The 16979-nt window shown below is 55.0% G+C and carries 20 protein-coding genes; 6 read left to right on the top strand and 14 right to left on the bottom strand.

The features are described from left to right. Window positions 1–62: 62 nt before the first annotated feature. The 13 genes from G0Q06_RS10390 to G0Q06_RS10330 are packed head-to-tail and all read right to left on the bottom strand — an operon-like array spanning window position 63 to window position 9924. Window positions 63–1256, bottom strand: coding sequence for a zinc-dependent alcohol dehydrogenase (locus tag G0Q06_RS10390; RefSeq protein ID WP_163965461.1), 1194 nt, complete (start codon window positions 1254–1256; stop codon window positions 63–65). Continuing rightward, on the bottom strand, window positions 1256–2665 hold the full coding sequence (locus G0Q06_RS10385) for a rhamnulokinase (RefSeq protein ID WP_163965458.1): 1410 nt from the start codon (window positions 2663–2665) through the stop codon (window positions 1256–1258). Before G0Q06_RS10385 ends, G0Q06_RS10390 begins: the two co-directional genes overlap by 1 nt. 6 nt (window positions 2666–2671) lie before the next feature. Beyond that, complete coding sequence (locus G0Q06_RS10380) at window positions 2672–3667, bottom strand: malate dehydrogenase (RefSeq protein ID WP_163965456.1); 996 nt, start codon at window positions 3665–3667, stop codon at window positions 2672–2674. A gap of 18 nt (window positions 3668–3685) precedes the next feature. Next, a complete protein-coding gene (locus G0Q06_RS10375; RefSeq protein ID WP_163965453.1) occupies window positions 3686–4783 on the bottom strand; it encodes a class II aldolase/adducin family protein in 1098 nt (365 codons plus the stop codon). A 3-nt stretch (window positions 4784–4786) separates the two neighbouring features. Next, window positions 4787–5086 (bottom strand): EutN/CcmL family microcompartment protein, encoded by a 300-nt coding sequence (locus G0Q06_RS10370; RefSeq protein ID WP_163965452.1) that lies wholly within the window; start codon window positions 5084–5086, stop codon window positions 4787–4789. 1 nt (window position 5087) lies between these two features. Then, window positions 5088–5342, bottom strand: coding sequence for a EutN/CcmL family microcompartment protein (locus tag G0Q06_RS10365; RefSeq protein WP_163965449.1), 255 nt, complete (start codon window positions 5340–5342; stop codon window positions 5088–5090). Between the two features lie 8 nt (window positions 5343–5350). Beyond that, window positions 5351–6796, bottom strand: a complete 1446-nt coding sequence (locus tag G0Q06_RS10360; RefSeq protein WP_163965447.1) for an aldehyde dehydrogenase — start codon at window positions 6794–6796, stop codon at window positions 5351–5353. A gap of 18 nt (window positions 6797–6814) precedes the next feature. Further along, the gene (locus G0Q06_RS10355; RefSeq protein WP_163965445.1) at window positions 6815–7129 is read right to left on the bottom strand and encodes a EutN/CcmL family microcompartment protein; all 315 of its coding nucleotides are present in this window, start codon (window positions 7127–7129) and stop codon (window positions 6815–6817) included. A gap of 5 nt (window positions 7130–7134) precedes the next feature. Next, a complete protein-coding gene (locus G0Q06_RS10350; protein WP_163965443.1) occupies window positions 7135–7428 on the bottom strand; it encodes a BMC domain-containing protein in 294 nt (97 codons plus the stop codon). Between the two features lie 47 nt (window positions 7429–7475). Then, on the bottom strand, window positions 7476–8657 hold the full coding sequence (locus G0Q06_RS10345; RefSeq protein ID WP_163965440.1) for an acetate/propionate family kinase: 1182 nt from the start codon (window positions 8655–8657) through the stop codon (window positions 7476–7478). 1 nt (window position 8658) lies between these two features. Then, window positions 8659–8937 (bottom strand): BMC domain-containing protein, encoded by a 279-nt coding sequence (locus G0Q06_RS10340; protein ID WP_163965437.1) that lies wholly within the window; start codon window positions 8935–8937, stop codon window positions 8659–8661. Window positions 8938–8963: 26 nt separating this feature from the next. Continuing rightward, complete coding sequence (locus G0Q06_RS10335) at window positions 8964–9227, bottom strand: BMC domain-containing protein (RefSeq protein WP_163965435.1); 264 nt, start codon at window positions 9225–9227, stop codon at window positions 8964–8966. 40 nt (window positions 9228–9267) lie between these two features. Beyond that, window positions 9268–9924 carry a PduL/EutD family phosphate acyltransferase gene (locus G0Q06_RS10330; RefSeq protein ID WP_238710493.1) on the bottom strand — a complete coding sequence of 219 codons (657 nt, stop codon included), beginning with the start codon at window positions 9922–9924 and terminating at the stop codon, window positions 9268–9270. A gap of 121 nt (window positions 9925–10045) precedes the next feature. On the opposite strand from G0Q06_RS10330, the gene G0Q06_RS10325 reads away from it, so the two are divergent. The 5 genes from G0Q06_RS10325 to G0Q06_RS10305 are packed head-to-tail and all read left to right on the top strand — an operon-like array spanning window position 10046 to window position 14175. Next, window positions 10046–10807 carry a DeoR/GlpR family DNA-binding transcription regulator gene (locus G0Q06_RS10325; protein ID WP_163965429.1) on the top strand — a complete coding sequence of 254 codons (762 nt, stop codon included), beginning with the start codon at window positions 10046–10048 and terminating at the stop codon, window positions 10805–10807. 13 nt (window positions 10808–10820) lie between these two features. Next, window positions 10821–11594: a (Fe-S)-binding protein gene (locus G0Q06_RS10320; RefSeq protein WP_163965426.1), complete on the top strand. Its 774-nt coding sequence runs from the start codon at window positions 10821–10823 to the stop codon at window positions 11592–11594. Further along, window positions 11591–12994, top strand: coding sequence for a LutB/LldF family L-lactate oxidation iron-sulfur protein (locus tag G0Q06_RS10315; RefSeq protein ID WP_163965423.1), 1404 nt, complete (start codon window positions 11591–11593; stop codon window positions 12992–12994). The genes G0Q06_RS10320 and G0Q06_RS10315 overlap by 4 nt, the downstream gene beginning before the upstream one ends. An 8-nt stretch (window positions 12995–13002) precedes the next feature. Continuing rightward, window positions 13003–13608: a LutC/YkgG family protein gene (locus tag G0Q06_RS10310; RefSeq protein ID WP_163965421.1), complete on the top strand. Its 606-nt coding sequence runs from the start codon at window positions 13003–13005 to the stop codon at window positions 13606–13608. 45 nt (window positions 13609–13653) lie between these two features. Beyond that, window positions 13654–14175, top strand: a complete 522-nt coding sequence (locus tag G0Q06_RS10305; RefSeq protein WP_163965417.1) for a hypothetical protein — start codon at window positions 13654–13656, stop codon at window positions 14173–14175. A gap of 73 nt (window positions 14176–14248) precedes the next feature. Here the strand turns inward: G0Q06_RS10305 and G0Q06_RS10300 are convergent, their stop codons facing one another. Beyond that, window positions 14249–15121 (bottom strand): AraC family transcriptional regulator, encoded by an 873-nt coding sequence (locus G0Q06_RS10300; protein WP_163965416.1) that lies wholly within the window; start codon window positions 15119–15121, stop codon window positions 14249–14251. A gap of 75 nt (window positions 15122–15196) precedes the next feature. On the opposite strand from G0Q06_RS10300, the gene G0Q06_RS10295 reads away from it, so the two are divergent. Next, window positions 15197–16978, top strand: coding sequence for an L-fucose isomerase (locus tag G0Q06_RS10295; protein WP_163965414.1), 1782 nt, complete (start codon window positions 15197–15199; stop codon window positions 16976–16978). Window position 16979 lies beyond the last annotated feature (1 nt).

The following is a 16979-nucleotide window of genomic DNA, read 5'->3' as shown; positions in this document are numbered from 1 at the left end:
ATAACATTATTTCTACCTTAACAAGCCAGCCTGAGCAAATGCTCGGGCTGGCTTTTTTTATATCAATCCATCTCCACCACGACCTTGATGCCCTGCTGTTGCAGATTTACATCAAAGGCGGTCTGTATTTGATCCAGAGGAAAGCGATGCGTAATCAAATCTGTTACGGGCAGGCCGATTCCTTCTGCTCGTCTAAGAAAGTGATAAGCATAGGGATACTCAAAACTGTTGTAGACCCAACTGCCCGTTACGGTTATCTCCTTGCGCGTGATATCCTGATGCGGATTCATCGTGCAATTTCCCCCATCAACGAAGTGCCCTACCTCGACAATTCCTCCCCCGCGACGGATGCATTTAAACAAACCTGCAAATGCTTCTGGAAAACCCGTTGCCTGGAAACCAAAATGAGCGCCTATTCCCTTGGTAAGCGAATACACCTTGGAGGCCAAATCATCAATTCCATTAAAATCCTTGAAGTTCAGCTGAACATCGGCCCCAAGGGAAGCGGCCATTGAAAGGCGTGAATTGTTCCCATCAATCGCAATGATATTGTTAATACCATGGGTTCGCAGGACGGCTATCATAAGCAATCCGATCGGACCACATCCTTGGACCACTACTCTCGAACGGAAATTCAAATTCACCCCACACGTCTTCGCCCTCTCAAGGGCATGACAAACGACGGCAGCCGGTTCAATCAACACCCGCAGGTCCGTGCTCATATCGTTCACCACAAAAAAAGAGGATCCCGGACGAATGATAAGGTACTCTCCAAAATATCCATTAAAGTGGTATTCTGGTTCGTCTGGAAGAAGCCCATACACCCTCAAATCATCACACAGGTTTGCCTTGTGCGGATTGTATTTTGCAATGAGGCAATTCTCACTGGTCTCAAAGATGCTTGTCACGATGCGATCACCGGGAAGAACCGGTTTACCAACACCATCCATCTTAACATCCCTGCCCACTTCAAGCACGATGCCTGTCCCCTCATGACCCAGCACGACCGGGGCGAGCGCAAATGGATCACTCTTGTAACAATGAATGTCTGTTCCACAAATCCCGCACGCTTCCACCTTGACCAGAATTTCGTCCGACCGGATTCCTCTTAATGGAAATTCCTGCAATTTGAGCTTTTCGGGGGCAACAAGAACCGCCGCTCGTCCGGACTCCGCAAATGGCTTTGCCTCAGCGGAAAGGGATCGCGATACGACTTCGTGGACAATTTTCTCTATCTTATTACTACTGAGAGGCATCAGCTGAATATCCTGGCTTCGATAAGTCTTGGCAGTTGTGCGCGGATTTCCTCCACCGAGTCGATGGCATCCATTGCCTTTAGCTGGTAAGCGGCATTGCCAATAATGGCCGCCTCTGTCGGATAAGCATGAACCGCCCGCCCCGAGCGCTCGGAAATGGCCTTGCACAGGATTGCATTCTTTGCCCCGCCACCGATAACAAGGATTTTTCCAAAAGTCCTTCCAAGAGAGCTTTCAAAGTCATCCATTGAGTCGGCTATACTCTGGGCGATGGACTCAGCAGCCAGCTTTAGATAGCCCGGTAGTGTTTGTGGTTTATCATGACCATAGGCATTCAATTGCGAGTCGATCGCCTCTTTCATATCCTTTGGATTGAAAAGTGCCTCGTCCGCTGTATCGATGACATAATCCTGTCGCGGAATTTTCGATACAGCTTCATCCAGTTGCATCCATTCCTCAGCGCTGGATGGTTTTGCCTGGAAACTTTCGAGAAGTTTCTCCACCAGCCACAGGCCAAGGAGGATTTTGGTCGGCCTGAAGTTGCCGTTTCCGCAACGCTCATGCGAAATTCCTTGTGCCAATCCCTTTTCAATCGGAAACGGTGTGTCCGAGAAACACCCCGCAAGGCACCATGTCCCCGTACTGACAATGAAATCATCTTCGGTCGCACCCGGAGCACCTTCAAACGCACAGGATGTATCATGTCCCGGGACAAGGGATACCGTCAGCCCGGATAGGCCGCGTTCACCGACCACATTTCCAAGGCGTTTACCAGCTTTCACAGGGCCGAAGAACCAGGAATCCGGAATGCCCAACTCCTGCATGAGGTCGGTATCGAAACGCCCTGAATCCAGGGACAGAAGCTGGGAAGTACTGGCTATGGAGACTTCATTGAGCATGGATCCACTCAGCAGGTAATTGAAATAATCCGGCAGAAAAAGGCATCGTTTCACGGAGTCCTTTAATGACGGCATCGCTTGCAAGGTTTCCATTAATTGGAATGAGCTATTGTAGAGGACAATTGGAATGCCGGTCTTCTCGTACAATCTTCGGGCCTGCTCGGAATCCGATTTTGGCAAAAGCGGCCGTGTCCGTTCATCCCGGTATGAGTAAACAGGGTGTGCAAGGCGCCCATCCTCGAGCAGAAGGGCATGATCCACCCCCCAGAAATCGACACCACAGGAGGCAAGTGTGGATGCCTCGCGTCGTGCAGCCTGTATCCCCTTGACGATCTCCCGGAATAGCACCCCGGGTTGCCAGTAATAATTTTGCCCGAGCTTTTCAAAGCCGTGGGTAAAACGATGGCTCTCGGTCAGGTCGATACGGCTTCCATCCCAGCGAACACGAAATACGCGCCCACTGGTGGCGCCCATGTCGACAGCGGCAACAGTGATCGGGCTGGTTGTCATGGCGCTTTAAATTGAAAGACCTAATTGTCCAAAGGCAACGCTTCGTTCCTCGACCAATTCTGCGTTGGAGGCGGCAATCTTCTCCCTTGCATAATCATTCAGCTTGATTCCCTCGACAACACGCCAGTTGCCAACGGCATCCACGCGAATGGGCATCGAGGTGATGATCCCTTCGGGAACTCCGTATTCGCCACTGGAGATGACGCAAACACTGTGATAGCCACCACGGGTCGGCTTGATCAGGTCGCTGACCGTATCAACAACTGCGTTGGCGGCCGAGGCAGCGGAAGATGCTCCACGCGCCTTGATGATGGCGGCCCCGCGGGTTCCCACGGTTGGCACGAAAGTTTCCTTCAGCCAGCTTTCATCCGCAATCACCTTGGCGGCGCTTTGCCGGTTGATCTTGGCGTTATAGAAATCCGGGAACATCGACGGGCTGTGATTACCCCAGACGCATAGCTCGGTCACATCCTTGACCTTCACGCCAGCTTTCAGGGCCAATTGTGTCTTGGCGCGGTTCTCATCAAGTCGGGTCATCGCAAAAAACTGTTTGTCCGGAATATCGGGGGCACTCCGCATCGCAATCAGGCAATTGGTATTGCAGGGATTGCCAACGACCAACACGCGGCAGCTCCGCTTGGCGTGGTCATTGATCGCCTTCCCCTGGCCGACAAAAATCTTGCCGTTAATGCCGAGCAAGTCTGCCCGTTCCATTCCCGCCTTGCGGGGCACGGAACCCACCAGCAAGGCCCAGTCGCAATCCTTGAAGCCAACATTGAGGTCGGAGGTCTGGACGATCTCCTCAAGGAGGGGGAAGGCACAGTCATCAAGCTCCATGGCAACACCGGCAAGGGCTGCCATCGCCGGCTCGATTTCAATCAGGTTAAGGGCTACCGGTTGATCCGGGCCAAACATCTGGCCGGAGGCAATCCGGAACAAGAGGGCATATCCGATGTTACCGGCTGCTCCAGTAACGGCTACACGTATCGGGTCTTTCTTCATTGGAATGGATGTTGGAGATTACTTGCTGAGTTCTTTGACGATCATGTCGGTGATCTGCTTTACCAGTGCTTCATCGATATCACCGGTATTGGCATCCGGCAATTGGCAACCACAGGAGGTCGGCTGTGGTGACGTATGGATAGTGTAAGCATCCGCGTCACAAAGCTCACACTCCTTGAGCTCTTCCAGGCGATGATCGGGCATGCCAAGGTTCTTCCGGATGTTGATCAATTCCTTGAGCTTGTCCGTTCCGTACTGCTTGGGTCCGCCAATCTGCATGGACACCGTGACCGTCTGGCAAAAGGCATCCGTGTTTTCCATCTTCCAGTAGGCATCCTCGACATCCTTGCCCCAGCAAATGACACCGTGGTTCTGCATCAGGATGGACTGATGCTTCTTGGCCAACTGGCCGACCTCTTGTGCATTTTCGGGAGTCCCGGGAGTCTGGTAGCTCGCCAGTCCGATTTCCCCGAGAAATACCTCAGGTTCCGGAATCAAACAGGACGGAGGCGTCACTCCGGCCACCGCGAAAGCGGTCGCATAGACCGGATGCGCATGCACACAGGATTTCGCCTTGGGTTCATTCTTCATGATGCCCAAGTGAGTGTTGACTTCGGAGGTCCGAGGACGCGTGCCGGCCACTTGGTTTCCGTCCAAGTCAACCATGCAAATGTCGTCAGGCGTCATGAAGCCCTTGGAAATCAAGGTCGGTGTACAAAGGACCAGGTTATCGCCGACACGGACAGTGATGTTGCCACCATTGCCATCGACATAGCCCTTGTCCCAGATGCGCTTGCCGATATGGCAGATGCGTTCCTTCAAGACCTGGATCTCCGGTGAATAAAAGAATTTTTCCAGCTCGGCAGCTGTTTTCGGATCACCACCCGGCTTCCAGTTGTACTCGGCATCAGGGAGCACCGGCGTGTGAATCTTCACGGATGAGCCCGTCGCAACGCCCGCAGTCGCTGTTGGAGCTGCCGTTCCGGGTTTTACCTTGTGCTTTCGCAGGATGTCGCGCGCCATGGGAGTGAACTTGGCATCACTCGGGAGCGTTTTCAGGCAGGTGCCGCTGGCGATCATCTTCTCCAGGTCTTTCGCTGTATAGAATTTGCTCATAAATTATAATTCAGGTGTTTCAAAAGTGTAGGCATCGAGGAGGGCCACATTGATGGCATCCAGGGGAATCGGGAAATCAAATGGTTGGGTCGCTTCCGCACCTTCGACATAGATGATCGGATCGCCCTCGCCTGCCCCGAGATTGTCATAAACCACCGGTGTCCAGCCCTCGCCAACCCCGTCGGGATTCTTCCCGGACAGTTCATCAGGTCCCATCGGGCCAATGACCAACCAGCGGGCGCCACGGAATTGCGGTGCCGCATGGCTCAGGGTAACTCTTCCTATGACGCGTCCCGGTTTCATGTCAGTCGATCAGGCCGATAACCTGGTTTCGAATAGGTGAAGTCTTGTCATGGACGGTCCCTTGCGACCACTGCCCATCTGTCGTGATAAATACCTTTGTGTGCCGGCCTGCCCCAATAGGGTCCAAAGCGGCAATCGGCAGTCCAGTGGCTACCCCGTCTTCATCCACCGGCGTGCACAGGACAATCTTCTGTCCCTTCAGGCTGGGATGGGCGATGGAGGCCGTGGCATGGCCATCTACTCGGGCAAGGATCATGATAAAAGTTAAATGATATTCAGTTGATCGACGAGGGTACAGCGCCGGAACCGGGTGAAGGTACGGGGAGTCGTGATGCCTTCTCCGGTTGTTGTCGCGATGGAAAAACTGATATAGCCTTCGCCGCCGAGGCCGAGTCCGGCAACGCAGGGGCCATTCTTGACAAAGATAGTGGTGTCCATCTCACGACCCATCTGGGTCATGCGGCTGACATTCATCGTGTGCACCATCGCCGAATGCTTGTAGCCGTGCTCCGAAGCCTTGGCCATGCGCACTGCATCATCAAAGGTGGAAGAGCGGACTATGGGCAACAAAGGCATCATTTGCTCCTCAATGACGAACAGGTCGTCGTCGGCTGTTTCGGCAATGAGCATCTCCGTCTTCGGATCAACCTTGAGTCCGGCTATGGCGGCGAGCTTGGCCGCATCCGCACCGACATAGGCCCGGTTGAGGACTGCATGCGAGCACCCCCCGCCTCCGTCCTTCACGTCGAAGACTTCCTTCTTGATGGCTTCCAGTTGAGCCTTTGTCAAAAGGACGGCACCAGCCCGCTTCATGGAATCCATGAATGGCTTGTAGCTGTTACCCACTACAAAAACCTGCTTTTCACCGATGCACAAAAGGTTGTTGTCGTAGCCGCCGCCAATGATGATGTCCTTGGCGACTTTATCAAAATCCAGGGCACTGCAGTCATCGACAACGACCGGCGGATTCCCCGGGCCCGCGCAGATTGCGCGTTTGCCGGTCTTCATGGCGGCATCCACAACTGCCGGTCCACCCGTGATGCACAACATGTTGACATCCTCAGAGGCGCACAGCTCGTTGAACGACTCCAGCGACGGTTTCTCAACCGTACAGACAAGATTCTCGATGCCCAGCTCCGCCTTGATGGCTTCGTTGAATTCATCAATCGCCACGGCGGCGCAAGCGGCCCCGCCCGGGTGCGGGTTGACGACCACGGCATTACCGGCGGCAACCATATTCACGATATTGCCGGCAATGGTCGGAATCGAATGCGTAACGGGCGAGATCGCGCCGATGACGCCCCAAGGAGCGGACTCGTCCATCGTGATCCCGGCGTCACCACTCATTCCATGAGGAACAAGGTATTCCGTCCCGAGTACATTCCTGATCCCCTGCAGCTTTTCAATCTTGTGCTCGAGGCGGCCGATTTTCGTTTCCTCAAATTCGATGGTCCCCCAGCGCACGGCGTTTTCGGCGCACATCCGCTTGACGATCTCGACAACCTTTGCACGCCCGGCCCAACCGGTTTTCTTGAGCTGCTCAAAACCACCACGAGCCGCACGGCCTGCAGATGCGGCATCATCAAAGACACCGTGCCGGCCGGGTTTCGATTGTATTGACGGTGTCACCACTGCTGCACGGCTTGACTGGAGTTTTGAAAGGACTTCCGTCACCACACTGCGTAAGGCTGCTTCGTCTATCTGGCTCATGATTAATTCCCTTAAGGATTAGCTGTTTTTGGCCTCGTAGGTTTTCTTGCCGAGGATGCTGACCGTATCGACAATACCGACAATGGCGGCGTCCACCGGCATGGATTTCAAACCGTCGGCCTGACGAGCTGAACTGCCTTGGGCGAACATGACCAATTCCCCCTCGCCCGAACCCAACGTATCAATCGCCACGATGGTGTTGCTACCGGGTTTGAATTGGCTTGGGTTTTCCGGGTCCGCCAACATGGGTCGGACCATGAGAAGCTTCCGCCCCGTCATGCTGTCGTCCTTCTTCGTCGAAACGACTGAACCTATGACTTTCCCGAGGTACATCGGTCCTACTTCTTGGGTTTCTTGGTCGTCGGAACAACCGTCGTGATGTCATCATGCGGACGTGCAATGACGTGCGCACTGACGACTTCGCCGAAACTTCCGGCGGCTTCCGCCCCCGCTTCAATGGCTGCCTTGACGGCTGCCACGTCGCCGGTGATGGTCGCACTGACAAGAGCGCTTCCGATCCCCTTCATCGGGCCGGTCAGCTCCACATTCGCTGCCTTGAGCATCGCGTCGGTCCCCTGGACCAGCGCGGTGAGTCCTTTAGTCTCTAATATTCCAATTGCTTGATTTGCCATGATATTTTTTGTGTTAAATGTTGTTTTGTAGTGTTATTGTTAATACGTCAGGATTGAATAAAGCGGCAGACTTCCCTTGCCACGACCAACTCCTCGTTGGCCGGAATGACAAGCACCTTGATGGCAGAGTCCGGAGCGCTGATGATGCCTTCCATACCGCGGACAGTCTTCTGGTTTGCTTCCGGGTCGATACGGATCCCGAGATCCTCGAGTCCGGCGCAGACGCTTTCCCTAATATCGGGATTGTTTTCCCCGATCCCCGCCGTGAATGCGATGACCTCAGCTCCGCCCATCTTGAAGAAAAAAGAGCCTGCCCAATGGCGGATGCTGTCGACCATTACGTCCACAGCCAGGTTCGCCTCCTGATGTTCATCATCGGCGGCGGCCAGAATGTCGCGCAGGTCGTTGCTCACCCCGGAAAGGCCAAGAAGTCCACTGTCCTTCGTGAGTTGCTCTTCAGCTTCCTGGACTGACAACCCCAGCATCTTGCAGACGTAGGGAATGGCCATTGAGTCGAGGTCCCCCACCCGGTTGTTCTGGGGAAGGCCACTCTGCGGGCTGAATCCCATGCTCGTTCCGATGGCCACTCCGTTGCAGATTCCTGTCACCGAGCTGCTTCCACCAAGGTGGCATGAAATGACCCGCACAGGCGCACCAGAGAAAGCCGTCGGTCCGTCCTGATACAGGCGCCGTGCCCGTTCCGCGATATCCTCGCGGCCCAGAAGCTCGGCAGTCCGTTCAGCAATGAACTTGTGGCTCGCACCATGAAACCCGTACCGGCGGATGCCGAGGGCCCGCCATGCCGGCGGAATGGCGTAAGTGGTCGAGGCGGCGGTCGCCCATTGATAGAAAGCCGTTTCAAAAAGGGCCACCCGCGGTAAGTCAGGAAGCATCCGCTGAAAGCAGCGAATGCCTTCTGCATAAGCGGGATTGTGTGCCGGAGCCACTTCCTTGAAGCCTTCGAGGGCATCGAGGACTTGATCGTCCGCCTTCACGCATCCGCTTACATCCTTGCCGAGAACGGTCTTGAAGCCAACAGCATCAAGATCCTGGCCGGATTCGATAATCTTGTCACCGATCAAGGTCTCCAGCATCTCCTCGATGCAGGGAGTATACTCAGTCACCCGTTCAAATCCGCCCTGGGCAAGCAGTTCCGCATCGGAACCACTCATCTCATAGAGCCGGTACTTGAACGAGGTCGAGCCGAGATTGGCGACGAGAATCTTCATCCTAGCCAATCCAGGTACCGAGCTTGCTCAGGTCGTCATGGGGACGCGGAATCACCTGCACAGCGACGATTTCGCCGATCTGTCCAGCTGCATCAGCTCCCGCCTCGACGCCTGCCTTTACTGCGGCAACGTCACCGGTGAAAAATCCGGTTACGAGGCCACTGCCGATCTTTTCCCATCCGGTCATGCTGACATCCGCTGCTTTCAAAGCGGCATCGCTGGCTTCCATGAGGCTAACCAGTCCTTTGCATTCGATGAGTCCAATTGCTTGTTTTGCCATAATTTTGTTCTCCCTGTTCAGGTTGTTTAGAAGTGTTTCAGCAGGTCCTCGTGAGGACGTGCAATGACGTGGGAACCGACGAGCTCACCAACACGGTTGGCGGCTTCTGCTCCAGCCTCGACAGCTGCCTTGACGCTACCGACATCGCCCTTGACGAAGACGGTCAGCATTCCAGCACCGATTGAGACTCGCTTAACAAGGCTGACATTTGCCGCCTTAACCATGGCATCACTGGCTTCAATGGATCCAGCAAGCCCCTTTGTTTCGATCAATCCGATGGATTCGTTCATTGTATTATCTGGGTTCTTGATTGTTGTTAATTTGTAGAAATTAGCGGACCAGCTCACAGGGGACATCCGGACCGAAGCCACAGCTGTTCCCCTCATCCGTATCGATGTGTACCTCCAGCTTGAAGGAAGGATCCACTCGCACGAAAATGCGGTCGAAGGTCACGCCAAGCGCCCCCCCGATTTTCAGTTTCATGAAAGACTTGTTCTCCACCCCGTAAAAGGCCGCGTCCTCAGGCGCCATGTGGACGTGGGGAGCAGCACGGATGACGCCCTCCTGCATCTTGAGAAACCCAGCCGGGCCCATCAGCATGCATCCGGGTGTTCCCTTGATGTCACCGGAGTTGCGGGTAGGAATGTCAAAGCCGAGCGAAATGGCATCGGTATAAGCCAGCTCCACCTGGTTGAAATCACGGCAGGGACCAAGGATGCGCAGATTCGAAATGACACGGCTGCGGGGTCCGATAAGGGTCACGGATTCCTCGGCTGCGTATTGCCCTTCCTGATACAACCACTTCTTCGGGGTCAACTGGTGTCCTTTGCCAAACAGGGTTTCCACCGCAGACTGGCTGAGGTGGCAATGCCGGGCGCTGATGTTCACCACCAGGGGATTCGGGCCGGAGATTCTTGACCGGCCCATGCCCCCTACTTGACGGCGCAAACTGTCCCGGACAAGCTGCTCAATATGAGCTCGGTTCATAGAAATACTATTTGTGGAAGACATTGGGGTATTCTGTGTATTTCCCGTATTTCCTCTATAAATCCCAATTAAGTCAACAAATATCTTGCAAATTCCCAACCAAACCCAAAATTAACCAACAATGTTAGCCGTTGAGCGCCAACAAAAGATTCTCGCCCTGCTCGAAGAGCGGGGAACCGTCCGGACCATCGACCTTGCTGAAGAATTTGCCGTAACGGATGAAACCATCCGGCGGGACCTTCAAAGCATGGACGAAAGTGGTCAACTGACCCGCACCCATGGCGGAGCGACCAGCCTGAGTGGACGCCCCAAGCTTCAGTCGTTCACCGAACGCCGCTCCCTGAATGTGGATAAGAAGAAGGCCATTGCTCAGGTCCTGATTGATCAAATCCAACCCGGTCGGACCTATGCTTTCGATAGCAGCACAACCGCCTTTGCTCTTGTCTCAATACTGCCGGATCTGCCCTACCGCATTGTCACCAACGCCTACGCGGTCATCGACCACATGGTCCGGCTGGAAAATGTGGAGCTGGTTTCCACAGGCGGGCGCTATGACCAGAAGACACAGACCTTCATCGGGGGAGACAGTCAGCAAGCTCTTCGCCGTTACCAGATCCACACGGCCTTCATTTCCTGTATCGGATTGGATGCCCAACGCGGAGCCAGCGAGGGATTTGAACAGCAGGCCCTCTTCAAGGAGAACCTTGTCCAGATTGCCGAGCAAGTTGTCCTGCTCGTGGATTCAACAAAACTGGACAAGCAATCGGAGTATTTTTTCGCAGAAATAAAAAACCTCTCCATGATCGTCACCGACAGCGGCGCGTCACCCGAATTTGTGAAACAGCTCCACGACAAAGGCTGCACGGTCAGGATCGCCGAATAATTTCAACCCACTCATGAGCCTCCTCCATACGCCCCCAAACCGACCAGCCGGAAAATCCATCCAGCTGATGACAACCTGCCTGTGCGACGCCTTTTATGCGGATGTTGCGCGCGCCACAGTGGAAATACTGGAATACCTTGGATGCGACATCGAGTTACCCGACGGCCAGACTTGCTGCGGCCAGCCCGCTTTCAATGGCGGTGACTGGAAGTCTTCCCGCAAAGTGGTCCGCCATACCGCGAAGGTCTTTGCGGGGGACAAGCCGATCATTGTCCCCTCTGGTTCCTGTGCGGCCATGATCTTCCATGGCGCCCCGCTGGCCTTTGAGAAGGAATCCGACATTGAAGAGATTCAGGCACTGGCCGCCCGCACATGGGAACTCACGGACTACATCGTAAACGGGCTGGGCATCAAGGAATGGCCGGGAAAGTATGAGGGCCTCATCACCGTTCACCGGAGCTGTCACTTGCGGGGATCGAATAGCGGGGATGCCATCACGACCTTGATGGAATCCATCGATGGCCTGGAACTGGGAGCCATGGACGAAAAGGAACAGTGCTGCGGGTTTGGTGGAACTTTTGCCGTTTCCTTTCCCAATATCTCGAAAAAAATGGGCGACCTCAAAGTCGAAAACCTGACCGCCTGCAAGCCAGACGCCATCGCCGCCGCCGACATGGGTTGCATGATGCACTTTGGCGGCATGATGGACAAGCAGGGCAACAAGACAAACCGGCTCCACGTGGCCCAGATCCTTCGTAATTCACTTCAAAATGCCGGATTGCTATGAAATCCCTGCAGAAAATCGATATTGTCGCCCGCGACCTCAGCGACGAGGTCCAGAAGTCGACCTACCTGTCCTCGAAAGCGAAGACTGAAAAACGGATGGCCATCCTCCAGAAGGATTTTCCGGAGGCCAACAGGTTGCGGGAGATCGCCGGGGAGATCAAGCAGCACACGCTGGAGCATCTCGATCAATACCTCGCCCAGGCCGAGGCCAGCCTCAAGGCCAATGGTGCCCATGTGCATTTTGCCAATGATGCTGAGAGCGCCAATGCAACGATCCTGAAGATCATGCAGGAAAATGGCGCCAAGCGGATGGTCAAAAGCAAGAGCATGGTCACCGAGGAGATCCATCTGCTCCCCTATCTGGAGAAACACGGCATGGAGGTTGTCGAGACCGACCTGGGGGAGTTTATCATCCAGATTGATGATGACCACCCGTCGCACATCGTCACTCCGATCATCCACAAGAACCGGAAAGACATCGCGAAGAGCTTTGAACGCGAGGGCCTCGGGGATTACAATGATGACCCCGAAACCATCACCCGCCGCGCACGGGCGTTCCTTCGCCAGAAATACCTCGATGCGGATGTTGGCCTGACCGGCGGTAATTTTGTATCGGCAGAATCAGGACGCGTTTCTCTTGTCACCAACGAGGGGAACGCCCGATTTTCAGTTGCCGCCAACCGGATTCACATCGCCGTTGTCGGTATCGAAAAAATCATACCGAAGGATCGCGACTTTTCCCTTTTCCTGAATCTCATCGCCCGTTCCGCCACCGGCCAGCAACTCACCGTCTACAACCAGTTCATCAATGGCCCCCGGAGCCCCGGGCAACCGCATGGTCCGGAACAGATGCATGTGGTCTTTCTCGATAACCGGCGCACGGAAGTTCTGGCCAGTGAATGCCGCGAGATCCTGCGCTGCATCCGGTGCGGGGCCTGCCTCAATGTCTGCCCGATTTTCCGACAGGCGGGCGGCCACGCCTACCGCAGCGTTTATCCGGGACCCGTGGGCGCGGTACTCAGTCCCCTACTCGCCGGAAACCGCTTCCCGGAGCTGGCCGACCTGCCCAAAGCCTCCAGCCTTTGCGGGGCTTGTAATGAAGTCTGCCCGGTCAACATTCCCATCCCGGACTTGCTTCTGCGCCTGCGTGACAAGGCCAAGCGGGAAAAGGCAACCGATGCCATGAAGGGCACGCCGTCCCTCGGACTCTGGGCGACCCTTTGCTCACAACCGGCCATGTGGAAGACCGCCCTCTCCATGGGCCACACCATGAATTATATTCCAACCGAGCTGATTCCCCACCCGTCCGCCCGCGCGTGGCAGCATAACCGGAAATTGCCCAAGTTCCAGGGCGGCGAATTCCGCAAGTGGTTCCGCAACCGTCCCCCATCTTCAAAATAAATCCTATTATGAGCAACGACCGGGATAGCATATTCTCCGAGATCAAGAAGGCTTTGGATCCATTGCCTGAGCGTACACCATATCCGCAGTGGGATGATTCCATGACGGTCTGTCATGCCCATCCGGAATTCAACAGCGCCAAGGAGCTCTTCGCGCACAAGTTGGCGGAGGCCAGCGGACGGTATTTTGATTCCGTACAAATATTGGCCCAATTTCTTCGTGAAGAGGGAAACACCTTTGGCTATTGCGATCCCGAATTGGCCAGCCTCTTTGAGGGACTGGACGGCATTTCCTTCGAGACCGAATACGATTTGGCCAAAGTGGATACGTATCAGTTTGGCATTACCACAGGGAGCACTGGGATCGCCGAGAGCGGCACCATCATGCTCAAGGACGGTGAAACATCAGCCCGGCTGGGTGCACTTGCTCCATGGGTGCATGTGGCAGTCATCCGGCAGGAGGACATCGTGCCGACCATCGGTGACGCCATCAGCCGCTTCGGCGATGATCCCTCGGTAATTTTCTGTACCGGCCCGTCCAAAACGGCCGATGTCGAGGGCATCCTAATCCAGGGGGTCCATGGCCCCGGCGTGCAAGTGGCCCTGGTGGTCTGATTTTGCGTGACGGATGATAACAATATATCCTAAAAGACCAAAGACATGAGCAATTTAAAATTTACCGACTACAACATTCTGGCAAGAGAAGACAGTTCCACTTCCTATGTTGTTGTGGGAATGCAAAGGACATTCCAACACATTAGCGAATGGGAGGAATTCGAACAAAGATTCGATTCGTTGGACCATGTCGTCAATGTGATCATGGAAACCATGGAAGATAACCGGGTTCCAAAAATTCATAGCACTTTGCTCGCTTATTCTAAAAACGAAGAGAAGCTTGAGAATTCAGGCAGAGGCCGGGTTGATCAGAAACAAGTGAGTAAGGAAGTTGTCGAGCACTTGCCGGAGAAACTCAGAGCTGGCACTTTCTATAGATTTCCCGGCTCCAATGTGACCACTGTTACGGAGAACGGAACGTTGGTCGGGTATCGAACAATTGAACGGGAGTTTCCATATCTTGCTTCCGTCCTGAACCAAGCCGTATCTGCAAGAAAAAGGGGAGAGGCATTTGATGCCGTTCAGCATAAATTCATGAAGGATGCCTTGCCTCCGATATCTTTTTAATTGTCGACAATGCCCATACTCTCCGGGGCGATAATACGGACAAAAAACACTTCCAAAACTGTCACGGGCCTTATCACAACCGCACGCTGCGCACGTCGCTGGGGCTGATCCCCTTGAACTTCTTGAAGACACGGGAGAAGTGAAAGGGATCCTCAAAGCCGATGGTCTCAGCTGCCTTCTGGACACTCATGTTGCCCTGGCGCAGCAGGTCGAGGGCGTATTCCATTTTCCTCTGCAGGAGGAAATTGTACGGAGTGACATGGTAGTAGCGCTTGAAGAGCCGCGAAATGTAGGAGGGATCCAGGTCCACCCCGGCTGCGATATCATCAATCCGCTTCAATTCGAGGTAGTTGTCGCTGATGTAGTCCTTGACCCGTTTGAAGACGGGCCAGGCCCGCTCCCTTGTGTGCTGCTCGAGGATTTCACTGCGGGCACATTTCAGAAGGAGAATGTCGAGGTAGGAACAGCAAATGCGGAAGGAGTCCTCGGTGCCAAGACAGGCTTCCAGAAAAAGGCTATCGATGATGTTCCCCACCTGTTCTCCTCCACGGTTCGCGCCGATGAAGTAACGGTTGATATTGTAGAGTTTCTCAGGGGATCCCTGTGAACTGCGAAAGGCGATGAAATGCTTCACCAAGGGCCGCTCGGGATTGTTCACTAAATGACATGGTACGCCCGGCCCGTACCAGTAAAGACAACCCTTGCGAAGGGTGTGTGGCTGGCCATCGAGCGTGAGAGACCCCTCCCCCGAGACAACATACTCCAGGAGGAATACGGGGAAGCCCTTTCGGTCGATCCGGTAGTCTTTGTCACAATGTTCGAGGCCTCCAAAGACAATCTCCACCGGGGCAGGCGAATGCTTCTGCATCCCGCCGAAGGAATAATACCGGGTGTCGTAGACCTGCTCGGACAGCTCAATAAACGGTTCTTTGGATTGAATCTCCATTTTGGTCAGGATTATCCATGCAGGGAAATCATCCTTCATTCAATGAGAAAGTGGAATCTGCTAGAATCGCCGGCTATGAAAAACCCCATTTTAGAAAATCTCCCCAAAGTGGGCATCCGCCCGACCATCGACGGCCGCCTTGGTGGCGTGCGCGAATCCCTCGAAAAGCAGACCATGGATCAGGCCAAGCGTGTGGCGGCCTTGATCCGTAAGCATTTGAAATACCCCAACGGTAAAGCGGTCCAATGTGTCATTGCCGACACCTGCATTGGCGGAGTGACCGAGGCCAATGCCTGCGCGGAAAAGTTCCGTGTGGAAAATGTGGGTGTCTCGCTGACCGTGACTCCCTGCTGGTGCTATGGCTCGGAAACCATGGACATGGACCGTCACCTTCCCAAGGCCATCTGGGGCTTTAACGGGACGGAGCGTCCGGGAGCCGTCTATCTTGCGGCCTCGCTTGCCGGACACACCCAGAAGGGCCTGCCGGCATTTGGCATTTACGGGAAGGATGTCCAGGAAGCGGGCGACAAGACCATCCCGGCCGACGTCGAGGAGAAGATTCTTAATTTCATCCGTTGCGGGCTGGCCGTCTCCACCATGCGTGGCAAGGCCTACCTCTCCATGGGCGGCACGTCCATGGGCATTGCCGGATCCATGGTCGATTACAATTTCTGGGAGAAATGGCTCGGGATGCGCGTCGAGGACATCGACATGAGCGAGCTCATCGGGCGCATGGACAAAGGGATCTTCGACCAGAAGGAATTCAAGAAAGCCCTTGCCTGGGTGAAGAAGAACTGCCCGGAAGGGAAGGACTACAACCCCGACACGCATCTGCGTTCGCGGGAAACCCTCGATGCGGAATGGGAAACCAACGTCAAGATGGCGCTCATTGCCCGGGACCTCATGGTCGGCAATCCCAAGTTGGCGGAGATGGGCTTTGGTGAACAAGCCCTCGGTCACCAAGCCATCGCTGCCGGCTTCCAGGGCCAGCGCCAATGGACGGATTACTTTCCAAACGGGGACTTCATGGAGGCCATCCTTAACACATCCTTCGACTGGAACGGGAAGCGGGCGCCTTACATTGTCGCCACCGAAAACGACGCTCTCAATGGAGCCACCATGTTGTTCGGCTACCTGCTCTCCAACTCCGCCCAGATCTTTGCCGACCTGCGCACCTACTGGAGCCCTGACGCGGTCAAGCAGGCCAGCGGACACAAGCTCAAGGGAGAGGCCAAGGATGGGATCCTTCACCTGATCAATTCCGGCCCAGCTGCATTGGACGGCACCGGCGAACAATCGGTTGATGGCAAACCGGCCATGAAACCGTTCTGGGAAATCACCAGGGAGGAAGTCGACGCTTGCCTGAAGGCGACCACATGGCACCCGTCGATGACCGAGTACTTTCCCGGTGGCGGCATGAGTACGCGCTACAAGACAAAGGGCGGCATGCCCGCCACCATGACCCGGATCAACCTCATCGATGGCCTTGGCCCGGCCCTGCAGATAGCCGAGGGCTACACGGTTGAGTTGCCAGAGGATGTTCACGATGCCTTGGACCAGCGGACCAATCCAACCTGGCCGACAACATGGTTTGCCCCGATTCTTACCGGACAGGGCGCCTTCCGCTCGACCTATGAGGTCATGAACAATTGGGGCGCGAACCACTGCGTGATGTCCTGCGGACACATTGGCGACCGCTTCATCACTTTGGCTTCCATGCTGCGGATTCCGGTCTACATGCACAACGTGGGTGAAGAGCGAATCATGCGTCCAAGTTCCTGGCGGGCTTTTGGCACTGCCGGCCTCGAGGGCGCGGACTTCCGCGCTTGCCAGACGTACGGGCCTCTTTACAAATAGG

The sequence above is a fragment of the Oceanipulchritudo coccoides genome (genome assembly GCF_010500615.1).
Lineage (GTDB): Bacteria > Verrucomicrobiota > Verrucomicrobiia > Opitutales > Oceanipulchritudinaceae > Oceanipulchritudo > Oceanipulchritudo coccoides.
This window is presented reverse-complemented; position numbering and strand designations above follow the sequence as displayed.